The organism is Desulfuromonas svalbardensis (genome assembly GCF_055389415.1).
The window spans coordinates 2340999-2357109 of sequence record NZ_AP042416.1 but is presented as its reverse complement, the minus strand read 5'-3'; the positions used below and the strand labels follow the sequence as shown (position 1 = coordinate 2357109).

The 16111-nt window shown below is 41.8% G+C and carries 16 protein-coding genes and 1 tRNA gene; 6 read left to right on the top strand and 11 right to left on the bottom strand.

Annotated features, from left to right (window positions below; genetic code table 11):
* The first annotated feature begins 54 nt into the window (after window positions 1-54).
* Window positions 55-1605, top strand: a complete 1551-nt coding sequence (locus tag ACZ5KY_RS10600) for a B12-binding domain-containing radical SAM protein (protein WP_464244658.1) — start codon at window positions 55-57, stop codon at window positions 1603-1605.
* Here ACZ5KY_RS10600 and ACZ5KY_RS10595 read toward each other — a convergent pair.
* The 7 genes from ACZ5KY_RS10595 to ACZ5KY_RS10565 form a co-directional block, all read right to left on the bottom strand.
* On the bottom strand, window positions 1602-1862 hold the full coding sequence (locus ACZ5KY_RS10595) for a hypothetical protein (RefSeq protein ID WP_464243868.1): 261 nt from the start codon (window positions 1860-1862) through the stop codon (window positions 1602-1604). The two genes, ACZ5KY_RS10600 and ACZ5KY_RS10595, sit on opposite strands and share 4 nt — an antisense overlap.
* A complete protein-coding gene (locus tag ACZ5KY_RS10590) occupies window positions 1852-4272 on the bottom strand; it encodes a TRAP transporter fused permease subunit (protein WP_464243867.1) in 2421 nt (806 codons plus the stop codon). Before ACZ5KY_RS10590 ends, ACZ5KY_RS10595 begins: the two co-directional genes overlap by 11 nt.
* 107 nt (window positions 4273-4379) lie before the next feature.
* A complete protein-coding gene (locus tag ACZ5KY_RS10585; protein ID WP_464243866.1) occupies window positions 4380-5363 on the bottom strand; it encodes a TAXI family TRAP transporter solute-binding subunit in 984 nt (327 codons plus the stop codon).
* Between the two features lie 623 nt (window positions 5364-5986).
* Entirely contained in the window at window positions 5987-6535 is a 549-nt protein-coding gene (locus tag ACZ5KY_RS10580) for a SprT family zinc-dependent metalloprotease (RefSeq protein WP_464243865.1), read from the bottom strand.
* Between the two features lie 2 nt (window positions 6536-6537).
* Window positions 6538-7167 carry a 3'-5' exonuclease gene (locus ACZ5KY_RS10575; protein WP_464243864.1) on the bottom strand — a complete coding sequence of 210 codons (630 nt, stop codon included), beginning with the start codon at window positions 7165-7167 and terminating at the stop codon, window positions 6538-6540.
* 116 nt (window positions 7168-7283) lie between these two features.
* The gene (locus tag ACZ5KY_RS10570) at window positions 7284-7484 is read right to left on the bottom strand and encodes a cold-shock protein (protein WP_464243863.1); all 201 of its coding nucleotides are present in this window, start codon (window positions 7482-7484) and stop codon (window positions 7284-7286) included.
* A gap of 150 nt (window positions 7485-7634) precedes the next feature.
* A complete protein-coding gene (locus ACZ5KY_RS10565) occupies window positions 7635-8114 on the bottom strand; it encodes a transcription elongation factor GreAB (protein WP_464243862.1) in 480 nt (159 codons plus the stop codon).
* 120 nt (window positions 8115-8234) lie between these two features.
* Between ACZ5KY_RS10565 and ACZ5KY_RS10560 the strand changes: the two genes are divergently transcribed.
* Entirely contained in the window at window positions 8235-8717 is a 483-nt protein-coding gene (locus tag ACZ5KY_RS10560) for an FKBP-type peptidyl-prolyl cis-trans isomerase (RefSeq protein WP_464243861.1), read from the top strand.
* A gap of 83 nt (window positions 8718-8800) precedes the next feature.
* On the opposite strand, the gene ACZ5KY_RS10555 is transcribed toward ACZ5KY_RS10560, so the two are convergent.
* Window positions 8801-9445, bottom strand: coding sequence for a YiaD family glycine zipper/OmpA-like lipoprotein (locus ACZ5KY_RS10555; RefSeq protein ID WP_464243860.1), 645 nt, complete (start codon window positions 9443-9445; stop codon window positions 8801-8803).
* A gap of 230 nt (window positions 9446-9675) precedes the next feature.
* On the opposite strand from ACZ5KY_RS10555, the gene ACZ5KY_RS10550 reads away from it, so the two are divergent.
* From ACZ5KY_RS10550 to ACZ5KY_RS10540, 3 genes are all read left to right on the top strand, one after another.
* A tRNA-Gly gene (locus ACZ5KY_RS10550) sits at window positions 9676-9750 on the top strand.
* Window positions 9751-9828: 78 nt separating this feature from the next.
* Window positions 9829-10041 (top strand): VF530 family protein, encoded by a 213-nt coding sequence (locus tag ACZ5KY_RS10545; RefSeq protein ID WP_464243858.1) that lies wholly within the window; start codon window positions 9829-9831, stop codon window positions 10039-10041.
* A 55-nt stretch (window positions 10042-10096) separates the two neighbouring features.
* The gene (locus ACZ5KY_RS10540; protein WP_464243857.1) at window positions 10097-10366 is read left to right on the top strand and encodes a CxxCxxCC domain-containing protein; all 270 of its coding nucleotides are present in this window, start codon (window positions 10097-10099) and stop codon (window positions 10364-10366) included.
* Window positions 10367-10390: 24 nt separating this feature from the next.
* Here ACZ5KY_RS10540 and ACZ5KY_RS10535 read toward each other — a convergent pair whose 3' ends face one another.
* Together ACZ5KY_RS10535 and rpsA are read right to left on the bottom strand one after the other, a co-directional pair.
* On the bottom strand, window positions 10391-11788 hold the full coding sequence (locus ACZ5KY_RS10535; protein ID WP_464243856.1) for a DEAD/DEAH box helicase: 1398 nt from the start codon (window positions 11786-11788) through the stop codon (window positions 10391-10393).
* A 43-nt stretch (window positions 11789-11831) separates the two neighbouring features.
* Window positions 11832-13022: a 30S ribosomal protein S1 gene (gene rpsA / locus ACZ5KY_RS10530; protein WP_464243855.1), complete on the bottom strand. Its 1191-nt coding sequence runs from the start codon at window positions 13020-13022 to the stop codon at window positions 11832-11834.
* A 164-nt stretch (window positions 13023-13186) separates the two neighbouring features.
* Between rpsA and ACZ5KY_RS10525 the strand changes: the two genes are divergently transcribed.
* On the top strand, window positions 13187-13831 hold the full coding sequence (locus tag ACZ5KY_RS10525) for a GDSL-type esterase/lipase family protein (RefSeq protein ID WP_464243854.1): 645 nt from the start codon (window positions 13187-13189) through the stop codon (window positions 13829-13831).
* 31 nt (window positions 13832-13862) lie between these two features.
* On the opposite strand, the gene ACZ5KY_RS10520 is transcribed toward ACZ5KY_RS10525, so the two are convergent.
* Window positions 13863-15821 carry a CHASE4 domain-containing protein gene (locus ACZ5KY_RS10520; protein ID WP_464243853.1) on the bottom strand — a complete coding sequence of 653 codons (1959 nt, stop codon included), beginning with the start codon at window positions 15819-15821 and terminating at the stop codon, window positions 13863-13865.
* Window positions 15822-16111 lie beyond the last annotated feature (290 nt).

Sequence of the window (16111 nt, the reverse complement as noted above, 5' to 3'; positions counted from 1 at the left end):
TACATAAAGTATTTTTACAGCACTACAACGTATCGGAAACAATTTATGTCTCATATTTTACTGATTTATCCACCCGCAACTAAACCATGTGAACCACCCGCTGGAGTTGCCAAACTGTGTGGTACGCTACGCGGACATAATATTTCATGTAACATTATTGACGCAAACCTTGAAGGTTTACTTTACCTTGTAAATCATCCACCAAAAGCTGAAGACACATGGACAAAAAGAGCGTGTAAAAACAGCCAAAAGCACCTCGAATCACTGCGTACGCCAACGCTTTATAAAAATAAAGATCGTTACCATCGAGCCATCTCAGACATCAATCGTGTTCTCGATATGTCGGCGCGTCCCTACAAAACAAAACTTTCACTGGGAAATTACCATGAAGAGAACAGATCTCCCGTCAATTTTTCGGATCTCCAATGGTCGGCATCGCACCCTGACCAAAATGTATTCTTTCCCTATTTTTCACTCCGATTACATGAACTTATAGCAGAGGGCAACCCACAACATATCGGTTTTTCCCTAAACTTTCTCAATCAGGCAGCAACGACTTTTGCCATGATCGGCTTTTTAAAGAAACACTACCCAAACATTTCAATTGTACTTGGGGGTGGATTAATCACATCATGGTCACGCAGTCATTACTGGAAAAATTTCAAAAATGAGCACCCAAACTTTGACCAACTTGTTGATCTCATCATTGATGGCCCAGGTGAAACTGCATTACTAAATTATGTAGCCCAGTGCGACTCAACCAATCTTTTTCCTCCTGACTACAGTGACCTTGCGTTAACTGACTACTTTTCTCCAGGGATTATCCTCCCTTATGCGGCATCAAGTGGATGTTACTGGAACCGCTGTAATTTTTGCCCTGAACGCGCGGAAGGAACCCCTTATAAGCCGATTAAAACAGCGACAGTACTTACTGAACTTTCACAACTTGTCGAACACTACCAACCACGGCTTATCCATCTACTCGATAATGCAATGAGCCCTGCACATTTAAGTGAACTTGTGAAAAGCCCTGATGCACTCAGCAACACGCAATGGTATGGCTTTACACGAATCAGTCAACAATTGTGTGATTTAGAGTTCTGCAGAGGGTTAAAACAATCAGGCTGTATCATGCTTAAACTTGGAATTGAATCTGGGGATCAGGATGTTTTAAATGCAATGGATAAAGGGGTGACGGTTGAATTAACAGGACGGGTCCTTGAAACGTTGCAACAAGCTGGGATCGCGACCTACGTTTACCTGCTTTTTGGCACACCGACAGAAACAGAAGAAAAGGCACGAAAAACATTAAGTTTCACACGTCAATACGCTCATTGCATCAATTTTTTAAATTTAGCTATTTTCAATTTACCACTAAGTAGTACAGATTCATCGATGTTAAAAAAGCAGCAATTTTATTCTGCCGATCTAAGCTTATACACTGACTTCGATCATCCTCTTGGCTGGAACCGGCGTGAAATACGCCAATTTCTTGATCAAGAATTTAAACGTGACCCTGCTATCGCTCAAATTTTACGTAACGATCCGCCCCTTTTCACATCAAACCATGCCGCGTTCTTTGTTACTGAAAAGGTACCACGTTAAATTTTATCTTCTGGGATTTGAGGCAAACGATCAAGAGCCGAAATATAACGTTCTAAATCAAATACTTCGCCGTTTTTCATCACATCAAAAACTTCAGAGAGAACAACACAGCCAATTAATTCTTTGGACGCTTTGGGAGTAAAACCTTCGTTTATTAAGCGGACCAGCGTCTTACCTGTTTCTGGAGGATCATTCATTTCTACTTGTGTTTCAACGACCTCTAAAGTTGCCAACTGTATGCGTGGATCAATTTCCATGTACAAACTCCTCCTGTGAATTTTTCTTACGTTGTAACAACCAAACACATCCAACTAAACACATACCCGTGGCATCTGTTATAAAAGTTGGCCAATAGAGTAGCAATGTCGCAGCTGCTAACAACAGCCATTCTGGGATGGTAGTCTTTCGAATCCAATACATCATAGTTAACGATGAAAAGGCTATTGTACCTAGAAAAGCTGAAAACATACTGGAAAACACCCCAAACCCAGTGACAGGGATTTCTGCTGACAAAACAGGATCACCCTCTTCGATCATACCACCGACATTGACATTAACCGCTTCGATTACCCCTTCTTTTTCTGATTTAATTAAGTGAGTACCCAATTCAGTGCGGAGCTCAAACAAGGTATCGCCAACAGAGAAGTGATCACCTGCTTCGACATCAACCCGCGTGACATCAGCAAAAAAAGACTCATCAGGTAATGGTCCCATGGTTATGTTAGTTGGTTTTCCCTGAAATAAGATAGCAGGAGTAAAGGCAAACAACAATGGCATAACATATAATAGTTTCGCGAACTTAAACGAAGTCCACCCTGTTTTCCACGGATCAGCCCCAGCAATAGCAGCTCCTGCATAGGCTGCAACACATACGGGGGGAGTAATGTTAGAATCCTGACTAAACCAATAAACGATCATGTGGGCAGCTAAAACGGGGACACCCATCTCAACCAAAGGAGGTACAGCCAATACAGCGGTAATCAAATAAGCTGCTGTTACAGGAACTCCCATCCCCAAAACTAAAGAAGCTAATGCAACAAGAAGTACTGCCGCTAATAAGTTTCCTTGAGCCAAAGAAATAATTATGTCTGAAAACTTAAGGCCAACACCTGTAAGAGAAATCGTTCCAACAATGATACCAATAACACCCAATGTCGCACCAATAATGAGGGTATTGTTCGCACCGGTAAGAATAGCAGCCCATATCTCTTTTATCCCCATTCGCGTCTCTTTACGAAACCAACTAATCACTACGCAGGAGATCGTAGCCCAAAATGCAGAAAAACCAGGGGATCGGCCCATTATCATCAATACCGTTATAATGACTAACGGTGATGCGAAATACCATTCGCGTTTTAAAACAATTCTCCAATTTTCATACTCTTCTCCTTCAACACCATCCAAGCCATGTTTTTTTGCTTCAAAATGGATCATACAGAAAACAGAGAAAAAATAGAGCAATGCTGGAAACACAGCAATCATCATAATCGTCGAATATGAGGTGTTGGTCAGTTCTGCCATTAAAAAACCACCAGCACCCATTATAGGCGGCAAAAACATACCTCCTATTGAAGCGGCGGGCTCTATAGCTCCTGCTACGTGCGGCTTAAACCCAGCCTTCTTCATAAGTGGAATCGTAAAGGCACCTGTCGATACAGTGTTAGCAATTGCTGAACCGGAAACGGAACCAAATAATGCAGAGGCCATAACAGCAACTTTAGCTGGGCCCCCCGTTGAATTACCAGCAATAGCGAGAGGTAAATCAATAAAAAACTTCCCTGCACCTGATTTATGTAAAAAAGCGCCAAAAAATATAAACAAAATCACATAAGTTGCTAAGACATTGGCCATAACGCCAAACACACCATTTGGAGTTAAGAACAAAAAGGTACACAGACGCTCAAAACCAAAACCGCGATGGGCAATCACCTCAGGAAAAAGTGGACCAAAATAACCATAAACGAGCATTCCAAGGCCAATAAATGTCATGGCCCAACCAAGAACACGGCGACACACTTCTAGCGATAGTAAAATACCCACAACAGAAACGAGTGCATCAAGTTCATTTTCTGCTCCAGCGCGATAATTTAAATTTTCGAATTCAGAGATCCAATAATACACCACTAAAGCCGATGTTATGGCATACATGATATCGGACAATACGGGGTTATTATCCCAACGAGTACGGAGAAATTTATCCGATTTTTGCACCACTATGGTAATGACAATGATTGCGATTAGTAGCGGCCACAAACGTAGAAGAGACTGGAAAGACGCAGCAAAACCATGTTGAGAGTATTGATCAAAGACATGATGGATTCGTTGATGAAATGCTGCAGTATTCTCATAAAATAAGACCACAGCTACCGTTGCAGTAAAGATAGTACTAATCAATAAAGAGAGAGCAATCTGGATTCGTTGACGACCTGCGGGATAAAGAAGAAAGACGAGAACATAGGTTGCGAAAACATATACCCCACGATGATATTGTGTTGCAACGGTTGAGAGTCCTGCCGTGTAAAGATAGAACAAAACCATTGATGCGCCCAGTGATGCCACCAACCATCTCCATGCTCCAGTTGGTGAGCGGTGACTTTTTGCATCCTTCTCCATCAACTCTTTGAGGTCTAGGTCCTCATCTATCGCCACCGCTGGTTGGTCACTCATCTACACCTCCACATTATATTAAATGGTCAAATAGCGGAGTCATAATTAACTCCGCTATTTGCATTACACATCAGTGATTCTTTAGCTTAGCGTTACAAACGCCTCAATTATTTTTGATCTTCAGTAAGAGTCAAACCATTCTCGATCCAAAACTTTGCAGCTCCAGGACTGACTGGGGTAACGATGCCATTTAAAGCACCTTGAATTGACATAGCCCTAGCTGTGCTCTTTACTTTAACGAGATAAGATAAACCTTTAGGTGAAAAGATATCTTTTACAGCATTATAAACATCCTGCTCATTTAATTGATGACTTGATATCCACAAGGCAGAATCTTGAAATGTTTCGATATTGTAATCAACACCACTGTATGTCCCCGCAGGAATAGTTACTGCGCTGTAAAATGGATATTCTGCAAAGAATCCAGCAGCTTTACCAGCATCAACGGTTGAGATAACCTTAACACTATTACTTGCTGCAGCCTGGATAACTGAGGAATTTGGAAAGCCAGCAAACACCCACATAGCATCAATTAAGTGGTCACCAATTGCTGAAGCAGCCTTACTGTAACCGATAAACTCAACATCCATCTTATCCCACAATCCAATTGATGTGAAATAACGTTGCGCTGCCGCAGCAGCACCTGACCCAGCACCACCAACAGCAACACGTTTACCTTCGAGGTCACTCACCTGGTTGATGCCACTATTTTCCAACACAACAAGGTGTGCTGGTGCACCATAAAGATACGCAATGGTCTCAACGTTGGTGTACTGACGAGTGTCCTTAGGTAAACGGCCATTTCTAGCTAAGTACGTGTCACCAGAGTATGCAATACCAAAATCAGCATCACCTGAATTTACCCGACGGACGTTTTCTACCGAACCAGCTGAGGCCATATTTGAAACTTCAACATTTTCTAAATCTTTCGATAATCGCGAAGACATGCCATTAGAAAAATATTGAAACGTTCCACCATCAGGACCTCCTGAAAAAGCTAAACGTGTTTTACCTGCCATTGCTGGGCTAGCAAACATAAAGGCTACAACCGCTAATAAGCACAAAAATAGAATTCTTTTAAATTTCCCCATAATACCCCTCCTCATAAGGATGTACTGAATGACTAAAGTACCTATCAACATTGACAAACACGCTCGTCATTATCAATAAACAACTCAACATCTAATGTTTAAGAATATCTCAATCTTAGCAAGGGATCAACCTTAAACAACAGAAATATAATACCGTTCTAAATTGAACGATAATTCTATAGCGTGCAATGACAATGATTGCAGATTGAAATTTACGATGTAAGCACGTAGTATGCTCAACTTGATCATGATGAATTATTGACCAGCATATACGCTAAGAACTGAGAGACATCGATATGGAAAAGAAAGTCAGTCGAGTTGAACTAGAATATGGATTACGATCTCTGCGCCGCAAAAGGATGTTCTTGTGGGTTATGATTGGCATCTATCTACCCATGATATGGGTCGTCATTGACATATCGGGATCAGATAAGACAACAGGTATCTTCTTTGCTTTTTGGCTGGTATTCGTAACGATAGCAGCTAATGTGACCGCCTTTGCCCGCTGTCCCAGCTGTAAAAATCTTTTTCATATGAACGGCGTATTCCCAATGTATTTCAGAAACTGCCTACATTGTGGACTACATATTAGTGGAGAGGACAATAAGAATAAGTTTGAGTGATCACACAGGTTTCAGAGAGGAACCACACTGCTTGTGCAAATAGGTACGATTTCGGTTTAAACGTCGAATTCGATAAAAAGATTCACCACAACCGCTACAAACAGCAACAAGTTTTTTTCGTTGCTGATGTTGTTGAGCCAAACGTTCACTTTTCGCTGTTCGACAAGGCGAGGTTCCCAAGGCGATCGCCCAAAACGTCCACCCTGACCGATGAGCACCACGATATGACCGCCCTGAAAATGAGACGAGATGATCAATAAGATGAGCAATTTCATGTAAAAAAGTTTGAACAAGCAATTCAGGCTCTTGATCAAATTGCAATCGAATACAGCATGGCATGCCGTAACGTGAGACATAACAACCTAAAGTAGTTGTCGACCGGCTCCTAACAACAGGAACCTGTGCTATCTGAATCAAAATTTTCTCTGCTAAGTCCGTTTGTTCTCGACTAATCACCTCACAGACACGTTCCCATATATCAAATTGTATTGACCATGTTTCGACGGTTTGCGCCGCAAGAAAAAGATCGGAACGTTCAGTTACAGCCATCACTAGAAACCGTATTTTTCGAAATAAGAGTCAACTTTTTTTGGTGAAATTCGCCCTAGACCACAGAGAAGGGAAAAAGGAATTTCGCTCAACGAATATTTCTCTTTCAGATCAGCTTCCATCATCAACCATAGATAGGCTGTCATTTCAGCATCGGCTAGAGCACGGTGATACGTGCCAGTTGTCGGTAAATCTTTATAATTTACCAACGTTGCCAATTTATGATTGGGAGCCTGAGGATAAACACGTCGCGACACCAGCATTGAACAACCAAAAGTTAAAGGACGCCCACAACCAATGTGCAACAACTCAGCCTCTAAAAATTTTTGATCAAAAGAGGCATTATGCGCAACCAGAAAATCATCACCTATAAAGGTAGAAAAGTTCTCCATCACAACATCAATTGACTCAGCAGAGCACACCATCTCATTGGTGATTCCAGTCAAGTCGGTTATAAAGTCATCTAAAAAAACATTTGGGTTCGCCAAACTTTGAAATCGATCAATAATGCGACCTTCTTTTAATCGCACAGCACCAACCTCAATGACTCGTGCCCCTTTTGCTGGTGACATTCCAGATGTTTCAAAATCAAGGACAACCGTAGCGCGTGATGAATCGATGGGACGGATCATAACAATTACTCATTTATTTCAATCTGAATCACTGATGCATGGATTAAAAACAAAAAAACCCACGTTACCGTGGGTTTTTTTGTTACTTCAAATTATGTACAGCAAAAATTGTTAAACTATTGCTTTACAACATTTGCTGCTTGAGGACCTTTTTGGCCATCAGTGATCTCAAAGCTGACGCGATCGCCTTCAGCAAGAGATTTGAAACCGTCGCCCTGAATTTCTGAAAAATGAATAAACACGTCTGGGCCATTGTCCTGCTCGATAAAACCAAAACCCTTAGCGTCATTAAACCACTTAACTGTACCTTCTGCCATTTTACTGCTCCTTTTGTTTCCGTAACGGAAAAACATTGTCTGTTGTGTCATCCACATAATCGTGATGCCACTGTTTTTTAAATTGCTTCGAAGATATAACATGCTTTTTCATAGCAGTGCAAGTTTTTTATTCACAACTAAATATAACCATTAATATATGGATACAATTTCAAATTCAAGATCACCTTCTCGCCCCAAAGTAACAATATCCCCCAACTGCTTACCAAATAACGCTTTGCACAGCGGTGACTCCATTGTTACGACAAAAATTTCAATTTGATCCAATGGAATTTTTAATCCTCCCGCATCAGGACCAATAAATAACTGTCGTGTTGTTTCATCCTCATATTCAATGCCAACGAGAGCTGTCATAGCAACATATTGCTGATCACTAAAGTCACGTACGGATAGTTTTTTATAATTATCGATAGATCTCCGTAGCTGTTGAGCCCGATTAGCATGTCCCTGAGCAATATAAGACGACTCAAGGCTTAATGTGTCGTATTTGTTGTCGGGCTGCGTTTCATCATTGGTAGAGGCCTGATGGGCAACCCTCGCTGCTGACATGGACAATTCAAGGTCAGATTCAAGACGTTCAATAATTAATTTGATCAATTTATTCTTATTCATGTTGGTATCAATTCTCTTCGAAATAATTCACTTCTTTTTACTAGACTCAAGCCATCGAGCACCGTAACATAATCGCCAGAACTTACTTTACATACAAACACAAGCTGAAGGGAACACCTTATGTCACAAGCTAAAAAGGGAGATCGTGTAAGTATCCATTTTATTGGTCGCCTACAGGATGGTACGATGTTTGACTCAACTCATGAAATGGAGTCATCAGAAAGCGATTCAAGTGAAAATGAGGAACATAGCGTTGAGCCTGGCCCCGTTGAATTACTCATCGGTGACAATGAGTTTTTCACACAAATAGAAGATGGTATCATCGGTATGAATGTTGGCGACAAAAAATCAGTCGCGATACCTGCTGAAGATGCATTTGGTGAGCACGATGATGAAAACATCTTCTCTCTCACCCTTGACCAAATCCCTGAAGACTTCAAACCTGTCGTTGGTGAAGAACTGGAGTTAACATCTGATGAAAACGATGAAAGCGAAGTGGTTACAGTCATCGCCATCTCCGACACTGAAATCACCTTTGATGCCAACCATCCATTTACAGGTCAAAATTTAACTTACGAAATCGAATTACTTGAGATTTTGTAAAAACTATTGGCAACAACTAAAAAAGCCCTTCGATTAACATCGAAGGGCTTTTTTAGTTCTATACGCTAGATATAAATAGTAATTTAAATTGGTGTAATTTTAAGCGTTACACGACGATTCAATTGACGACCATAAGAATCTGAGTTATCAGCAATTGGCGAACTTTCACCAAAACCAACGGTTGTAATGCGACTACTCATTACGCCATTTTGTTGTAGAATATTTTTCACAGCATTGGCGCGACGCTCGGACAAAACCTGATTTAATTCTTCACTGCCCGTACTGTCTGTGTGACCAGACACAATAATAGTTGTCTTATCGTACTGAGTCAGTACAGTAGCAAGGCGTGCAACATCATTTTGGGCTTCATAACGTAAATTAAAAGAACCTACGTCAAATTGATTATCAGAACGAAATGTTACATACAGCAAATCGCCTTCCCGCTCGATATTTACCCCTTCAACAGATGCCAATGCATCGCGCATCGCTTGCTCCTGTTGATCCATATAGTAGCCAATCCCTGCACCAGTACCACCACCTACGGCGGCACCAATTCCAGCGCCAATCAATGTTGCTTCGGTATCGCCACCTGCAGCTTGACCAATCAAGGCCCCCGTAATGGCTCCAGCCGCAGCACCAATCCCAGCTCCTTTTTGAGTTCGATTCATCGGTTGGCTACACCCTGACAATAGAACACATAAAAACAAACTCAACACTACTTTCCCCATACAACTACTCCTCTTTAATATGATTAATTACATTCGCTTTAATTATAGGCATCTACCGAAAGAACGCAAGGGCGATATTGAAACAATACGTACCAGAATCAACTCATATTTAATATTTCCACAACTTTCGACATATTTTCAAAAAAGGAATTGACTTCAGATAATCGTTTTGTTAGAACTAACTCCGCTGCGAGACACAACACGTGCAGCACGCATAAATAACACATTATGCGGGAATAACTCAGTGGTAGAGTGCAACCTTGCCAAGGTTGACGTCGCGAGTTCGAATCTCGTTTCCCGCTCCATTCATAGAAAGCCTGATCTGTTTAGATCAGGCTTTTTTTATTGTTAGTCATTTCAATTGCAACAAAGGCCTCCATATCATGAATCAACACCACGACCTACTTCACGGGATCACCCTAGAACTAGTAGTCACCTTTCTCGTTGACCATTATGGCTGGAAAGAACTCGGACAAATTATCCCGATTCAATGTTTCAATAACGACCCATCTATTAAGTCGAGTCTAAAATTCCTACGTAGAACACCATGGGCACGGAAAAAAGTGGAAGACCTCTACGTCTCAACGGTTGAATAATGCCTTCACACCATAGATCACTGCCCCACCTACGCCACACTAACAGAATAAGATCATGACTCAACAGGAATGGGAAGATCTTTGCAATCGCTGTGGTTTGTGTTGCTTTGAAAAGAAAATTGATGAAAACAATCGTGTCATAACGACTCGCGTAGCGTGCCGATACTTAGATCTTTTTAGTCGTGAATGTAAGGTCTACCACAAACGCTTTGAGGTTGGTGAGGAGTGTCAAAAGCTCACCCCCGAGGTGGTTGCAAAGGTCAACTGGCTTCCTGATGAATGTGCCTACAAGGTCTTTTCAATGAAGCAAAAAAACAAAACGTAAGATTTTAGGATCAACATCATCTGATTAACGCCGCCGGCCTTTCGAGTTGGAGGAGAGTGCTCTTTTCGATGGGGTATTACGATCCTGGCCAGCCTCAGAATGCTTTCCTCTGCGCCCATTAGTATCTGTCTTATTTGTTTTCTTAGCGCCAGATTTCTTGCCATCACGAGAGGGCCTTGACGTTCTTTTCTGCAATGAATCTTCGACCACCCGTCCATCAATAACCTTCGGCTTCACCTTTTTTGGCTTCTTGGGCCGTAGTGTACGTAAAACACTTACAGGGACACCCATGGTTGGGGGGAAATCTGGATCAATTTCACGCGGCAATATTCTGCCTATTAAGCTTTCGACAGCACAAAGAAAGTCCACGTCATCAGCACTCACAAAAGAGATCGCCCGCCCTTCACAACCCGCACGTCCCGTTCGACCAATTCGGTGGATATAATCTGCTGCAACCTTTGGTAAATCAAAATTGACAACATACGATAAACCAGAGATATCGATACCACGAGCAGCAACGTCAGTAGCAACCATCACCCTGACCCGTTTTAATTTAAATTGTGACAAGGCACGCGATCGTGCACTTTGGCTCTTATCACCATGAATCACCGCCGCTGAAACGCCATCTTTTTCCAACAATAAAGCAAGACGATCTGCTCCTTTTTTTGTACGTGTAAAGATAAGAGCCTGCTCCCAGCCTTTATTGCGAATAAGATGGCTTAAGAGGGTACTTTTCTTGCCCTTATCGACTTCATATACCCACTGGTTGACCTTTGCAGCCGTCGTATTGCGCGGATTGACTTCTATTTCTACTGGATGATGAAGTAATCCAGCACCAAGGGCTCGTATCGCATCTGAAAACGTGGCGGAATAGAGTAGCGTTTGACGGCGACAAGGGAACAGCGAAAAGAGTTGATCCATCTCTTCACTGAAGCCTAAATCAAGCATTCGATCCGCTTCATCGAGAACAAGGGTCTCTAGTTGATCAAACTTAACAGCATTCTGCTGGTAAAGATCAAGTAGGCGTCCCGGAGTAGCAACTAAAAAATCAAGCCCACCACGTAATTTCATCATTTGCGGATTGATCTTTACCCCACCATAAACAACACCTGTTTTCACTGAAAGGTATTTTCCATAGTGGGTAATATTATCAGCAACCTGAATGGCCAGTTCGCGCGTAGGGGTTAATACGAGTACCCGCACCCGGTTCGCCGACACCGGCCGCCCTGCAACGGTTCGTTGCAATAATGGCAAGGCAAAACTCGCAGTTTTACCCGTACCTGTTTGGGCAGTTGCCATCACATCCTGACCAGCAAGAACAGGTGGAATCCCTTTGCTTTGTATCGGCGTGGGGCTGGTGTAATTGGACTCCTTAATCGCGCGTAACAACGGCTCAATAAGACCAAATGATGTGAATGCCATAAAAACTAATCCTTGAAAACAATAACTAAAACGTCAATACAACTTATTTCTTATTACGATTCTTTTGACTTGCCTTAAATAGATCACCCAAAGAACCCATACCTGCTGTAGACGGCGTTTCAGACCATGATTTTTCGGTCACGACCTCTTCAGCGCCTGCTGGGACCAATGAAATACGACGTTGTTCACTATCTACTTTCTCCACGGTAACAGACAACTCTTGACCAACAGTTAGAACCTCACGTGGGTGGTTGATTCTCTTCCCCTCACCTAAACGTGAAATATGAACTAAGCCATCAATCCCCTCTTCTAGGGTTACGAACGCACCAAATTGAGCGAGTCGAGAAACCTTACCCATTAACTGTCGACCAATTGGAAAGTTAACCGTCGCAGTTGTCCACGGATCAGCCAGCGTATCGCGTAAGCTAAATGAGAACTTATTCTCAGCCCAATCAATGCGCTTAACGATCAACTCCAATTGTTGTCCAACGGTTAACAGCTCTGACAAATCTTCAACACGGCTATAAGATACTTCAGAGATCGGCAACAGACCTTCAACACCACCAATATCAACAAAAGCACCAAAGTCACGAACGGAGGTCACCTCACCGTTAACACGATCCCCCTCTTTTAGGGTTTGCTTCAATTCATCCTGCTTGCTTTGACGTTCCAGTTCAAGGAGTTCACGCCGCGATACAACAACATTACGGCCTTGCTCACTATACTGACTAATTTTAACAGGGAATGATTGGCCAATTAACTCTTCAGGGTTATCTTGACGACGCAATGCAATTTGCGAATAAGGGCAAAAAGATCTAACATTGCCGGGCAGCATAATCTCATAACCACCCTTAATCTCTTTTTCAACGCGACCATCTACAGGAATACCGCTACGCCATGCTTCTTCAAGTTGTGCAGCACCATGACTTCCGCCACCAATACTGAGAGTAAAACGCATCTCACCGCCAGCACGCGACATAAAATAAGCTGAGAGTTTATCGCCAACAGCAACGGTTACCTCACCAGATTCGTCCTGCAACTCTCTGACATCAAGGACACCTTCGCCCTTTTGACCAACATCTAAGAACACCCAATCCTTACCAATTTGCAAAACGGTTGCCAGAGTTTTTTTACCAATCTCAAGCCGAGTCGTCTCACCCATACTTTCTTCAAGCATCGCGGCAAAATCTTCGTTATCCAGTTCTTCTTCAAAATCTAAGTTTTCATCGTTCATGCTAGACATCCTTACGTTATAGGGTCAAATATGGTAGATAAATAGAATTAATTTGGATCATAACAAGCAATAAATTCAATGGCGCATATCATAACATGTTCAGCGGAATTTTCATTGTGCTTTTAATCCTGACAATCTTAAGTTCTAGAGAAGGAAATAGTATTGTGACAAAAAAAAACTTCGAACTCGTCACCCCACCCTGCACCACTCTGCTCCTATTTACCTTCTTGATAATTGTTGCCTTAACGTTAACGAGCTGCGAACAACGCACGATATCGAAAATTCCTAAAAATGGGATTATTTTAGCTTTTGGAGACAGTTTAACTGTGGGGATAGGAACTGCACATACAACCAATTACCCAACTGTATTGGCTAAGCTGAGTGGTCGTACAGTAATTAATTCGGGAGTATCAGGTGAAGTCACAGCACAAGGATTATTACGGTTACCTGAGATGATCGCACAAACAGATCCCCAGTTAATTGTTTTACTTGAAGGCGGGAATGACATTCTGCGTAACACAGCCCATAGGCGGATAAAATCAAACCTTGCAGCGATGATTGAAACTGCTCAGGAAAACCAGATAGAGGTTGTATTGATTGGTGTTCCAGCAAAAAATATCTTATTTACCGTTGCACCATTTTACAAGGAACTTGCTGACGAGTATTCGCTTGTTTATGCAGAGGATCTTTTGAGCAACTTACTACGCAACCCACGTTATAAATCAGATGCTATCCACCTCAATCAACAAGGCTATCGTATTTTAGCGGAATCGATCCATGAATTATTGTTATCGCGTGGAGCACTATGATAGCAGAACACAAAATTGGGAATAAAACGGATTAACAGAGAACAACGTCCGAGCTATTCACTTCTGATTTACGACTACGATTCGATTGCACCAAAACCAGTGCGAATAATTCAGCCAATTGCTCTACAGCTTGTACCTCTTTTTTAGAATAGCCATCGTCTTTATTGGCTAATGCAACTTGACCAATTACCTGGCCACCGTAGGTCACAGGAACCGCCATAAAATGTTTAATCCCCTTTGTTACCCCTGCCGCAAGATGCTCAACATGCAACTTTTCAAGGGAATTAAAAAAAACTCCTCCAGTACTATCATAGACGGCATGAAGCAATGAACCACGTCCTGTTGCCAAAGCAAAGATTGTTCTAAACCCCTCTTTGACCTCTAAATCATCGAACAGCTGTGTTGAGCTCCACAACACCTGCTGATCATTACACAATCGTTCAGCAACAAAGCCCTCACTACTCCCTGTCAAGTTGCGTGCATATTCTAAAAGCTCATCAGCAACCTGTATTTCATTTTTACCGTATTGTAGTATTGATTGAGATAATAATGCTAATCGACTATTTAAAGCAACTTCCCACTTGAGAGCTTCCTCAAAATGCTTACGCTCAGTCACATCTTCAAAGCATTCAATACCGCCCGCTATCTCACCATGTTCATCACGAAGATAGTCAGCATTTTTACTAATTGTTAACACCGAACCATTTTTATGCCGAATGGTACACTCACGACCTGTGATTGGTTTTTGTTGTCCACTATCAAATAAACCACAATGTTCCTGACAGGGGGCCTTAGCAAACAAAAAGCAGCTGCTGCCAATCATTTCAGTTGCAGAATAACCGGTAATCAATTCAGCGCGGTTATTCCAACTGGTAATAACCTTATCGAGATCAACCGTAAAAATAGCGCTCGGAACCACTCGTTTAATCAAATCACTCTTTTCACGGGTAAAATTTTGATGAACCCGACTCTCTTCAAGGTCTGTCAATAGCAACCTAAACTCTTGCACAAGACCCCCCATCTCACCAGAGTTCAGTAGAGAGACAGGGAACACGGTGTCACCACTGTGACGAAAATGATAAATAGCGCTAGTGAGTTGTTTAAAAGGTTGCATGACCATATGCCGAACCGTTGTCCCCATAAACAGAGCCAACAGCATAATTGAAACCAGTGCTAAGCTCGAGGCGTACACCATCGTTGTTCGGGTATGCATGTAGAGATTACGTGACAAATGAACTTGGAGTAACACCGCTGCTTGATGTTCAAGATCTGAAAGTGTAGTAAAGGCATCAAGCCGTTCGTTAGATACTTCATCAATGTAAACGGGAACATCTGCCGTAATTTTTTCTAAAATGTGCCGCTGACCGCCACCCGCAATAGAAACTAAATCAATATCAAGTCGATTACGGCGGGCTAAACTATTGATATATGAACTATCAAGGGGGCGACAAAATAGAATCATCCCAAAAGATTGACCACTTCCATCACTTTTTTTTATGGAGCGGACCGCTACCATCTGCAAGCCATCATCACTTTGAAATAATCCACCTAGAGAACGATTATAATTCTCACCGTAGATCTTCAAAACATTACCGTACATTGTATCAATTAGAGGTCGCTGCGTTTGCGCGACAAGGTCGTACCGTTTTCCATAGAGTAACGAACCTGTCAGATCATAAATACCAACATAACTCAAATGATTATCAATCAACATTTGATCGATATAATTACTTTCAATATATGCAGGATCAGCTGTCTGAATATAATCACAACTATCATCCCAATTGGCATAATCCATTGTAAAGGTGTTAAGGGTATCAATTTCACGATCAATACTTGAGACAAGTCGCTGAACATGATGTGTTGCTTCTTGGTGTTCCAGAAGCACATAACCAGGTAGTACAAAATATGCATATGATAGAAATGCGACAGCTACAGTGATCAACATAAAGACAGCGTAAGCGATCAATAAACGTGTTTTTAAATTCAACTTAGATCTCATAGCGCGAATGACTTTCTCAAGAAACGGACAAATAGCACAGTGCAAAGAGGTTATCCTTCTTTTATACAGCAATAAAGATACCAATACCTATTTTAAGACGAAGGGCAAACAACTAACTATCTAAAATAATAGAAGTTATCAACAAAACAAAGTGTATATTTTTTTCATACTAGACATCAATAAAACCAACCAGCACCAGAGTGATTTCCCCCAACTGTGTATTAAATTGTCCTACTATGGGTCTTACCCCTTAGTGGATGAGATAGATGACAAGAAAG

Coding starts and splice junctions, on each gene's coding strand:
- ACZ5KY_RS10585 (WP_464243866.1), bottom strand. CDS start 5,363: ATGGGGAAATTTAAAAGAATTCTATTTTTGTGCTTATTAGCGGTTGTA.
- ACZ5KY_RS10535 (WP_464243856.1), bottom strand. CDS start 11,788: ATGGCATTCACATCATTTGGTCTTATTGAGCCGTTGTTACGCGCGATT.
- rpsA (WP_464243855.1), bottom strand. CDS start 13,022: ATGAACGATGAAAACTTAGATTTTGAAGAAGAACTGGATAACGAAGAT.
- ACZ5KY_RS10595 (WP_464243868.1), bottom strand. CDS start 1,862: ATGGAAATTGATCCACGCATACAGTTGGCAACTTTAGAGGTCGTTGAA.
- ACZ5KY_RS10545 (WP_464243858.1), top strand. CDS start 9,829: ATGAATCAACACCACGACCTACTTCACGGGATCACCCTAGAACTAGTA.
- ACZ5KY_RS10580 (WP_464243865.1), bottom strand. CDS start 6,535: ATGGCTGTAACTGAACGTTCCGATCTTTTTCTTGCGGCGCAAACCGTC.
- ACZ5KY_RS10560 (WP_464243861.1), top strand. CDS start 8,235: ATGTCACAAGCTAAAAAGGGAGATCGTGTAAGTATCCATTTTATTGGT.
- ACZ5KY_RS10590 (WP_464243867.1), bottom strand. CDS start 4,272: ATGAGTGACCAACCAGCGGTGGCGATAGATGAGGACCTAGACCTCAAA.
- ACZ5KY_RS10565 (WP_464243862.1), bottom strand. CDS start 8,114: ATGAATAAGAATAAATTGATCAAATTAATTATTGAACGTCTTGAATCT.
- ACZ5KY_RS10570 (WP_464243863.1), bottom strand. CDS start 7,484: ATGGCAGAAGGTACAGTTAAGTGGTTTAATGACGCTAAGGGTTTTGGT.
- ACZ5KY_RS10540 (WP_464243857.1), top strand. CDS start 10,097: ATGACTCAACAGGAATGGGAAGATCTTTGCAATCGCTGTGGTTTGTGT.
- ACZ5KY_RS10555 (WP_464243860.1), bottom strand. CDS start 9,445: ATGGGGAAAGTAGTGTTGAGTTTGTTTTTATGTGTTCTATTGTCAGGG.
- ACZ5KY_RS10575 (WP_464243864.1), bottom strand. CDS start 7,167: ATGATCCGTCCCATCGATTCATCACGCGCTACGGTTGTCCTTGATTTT.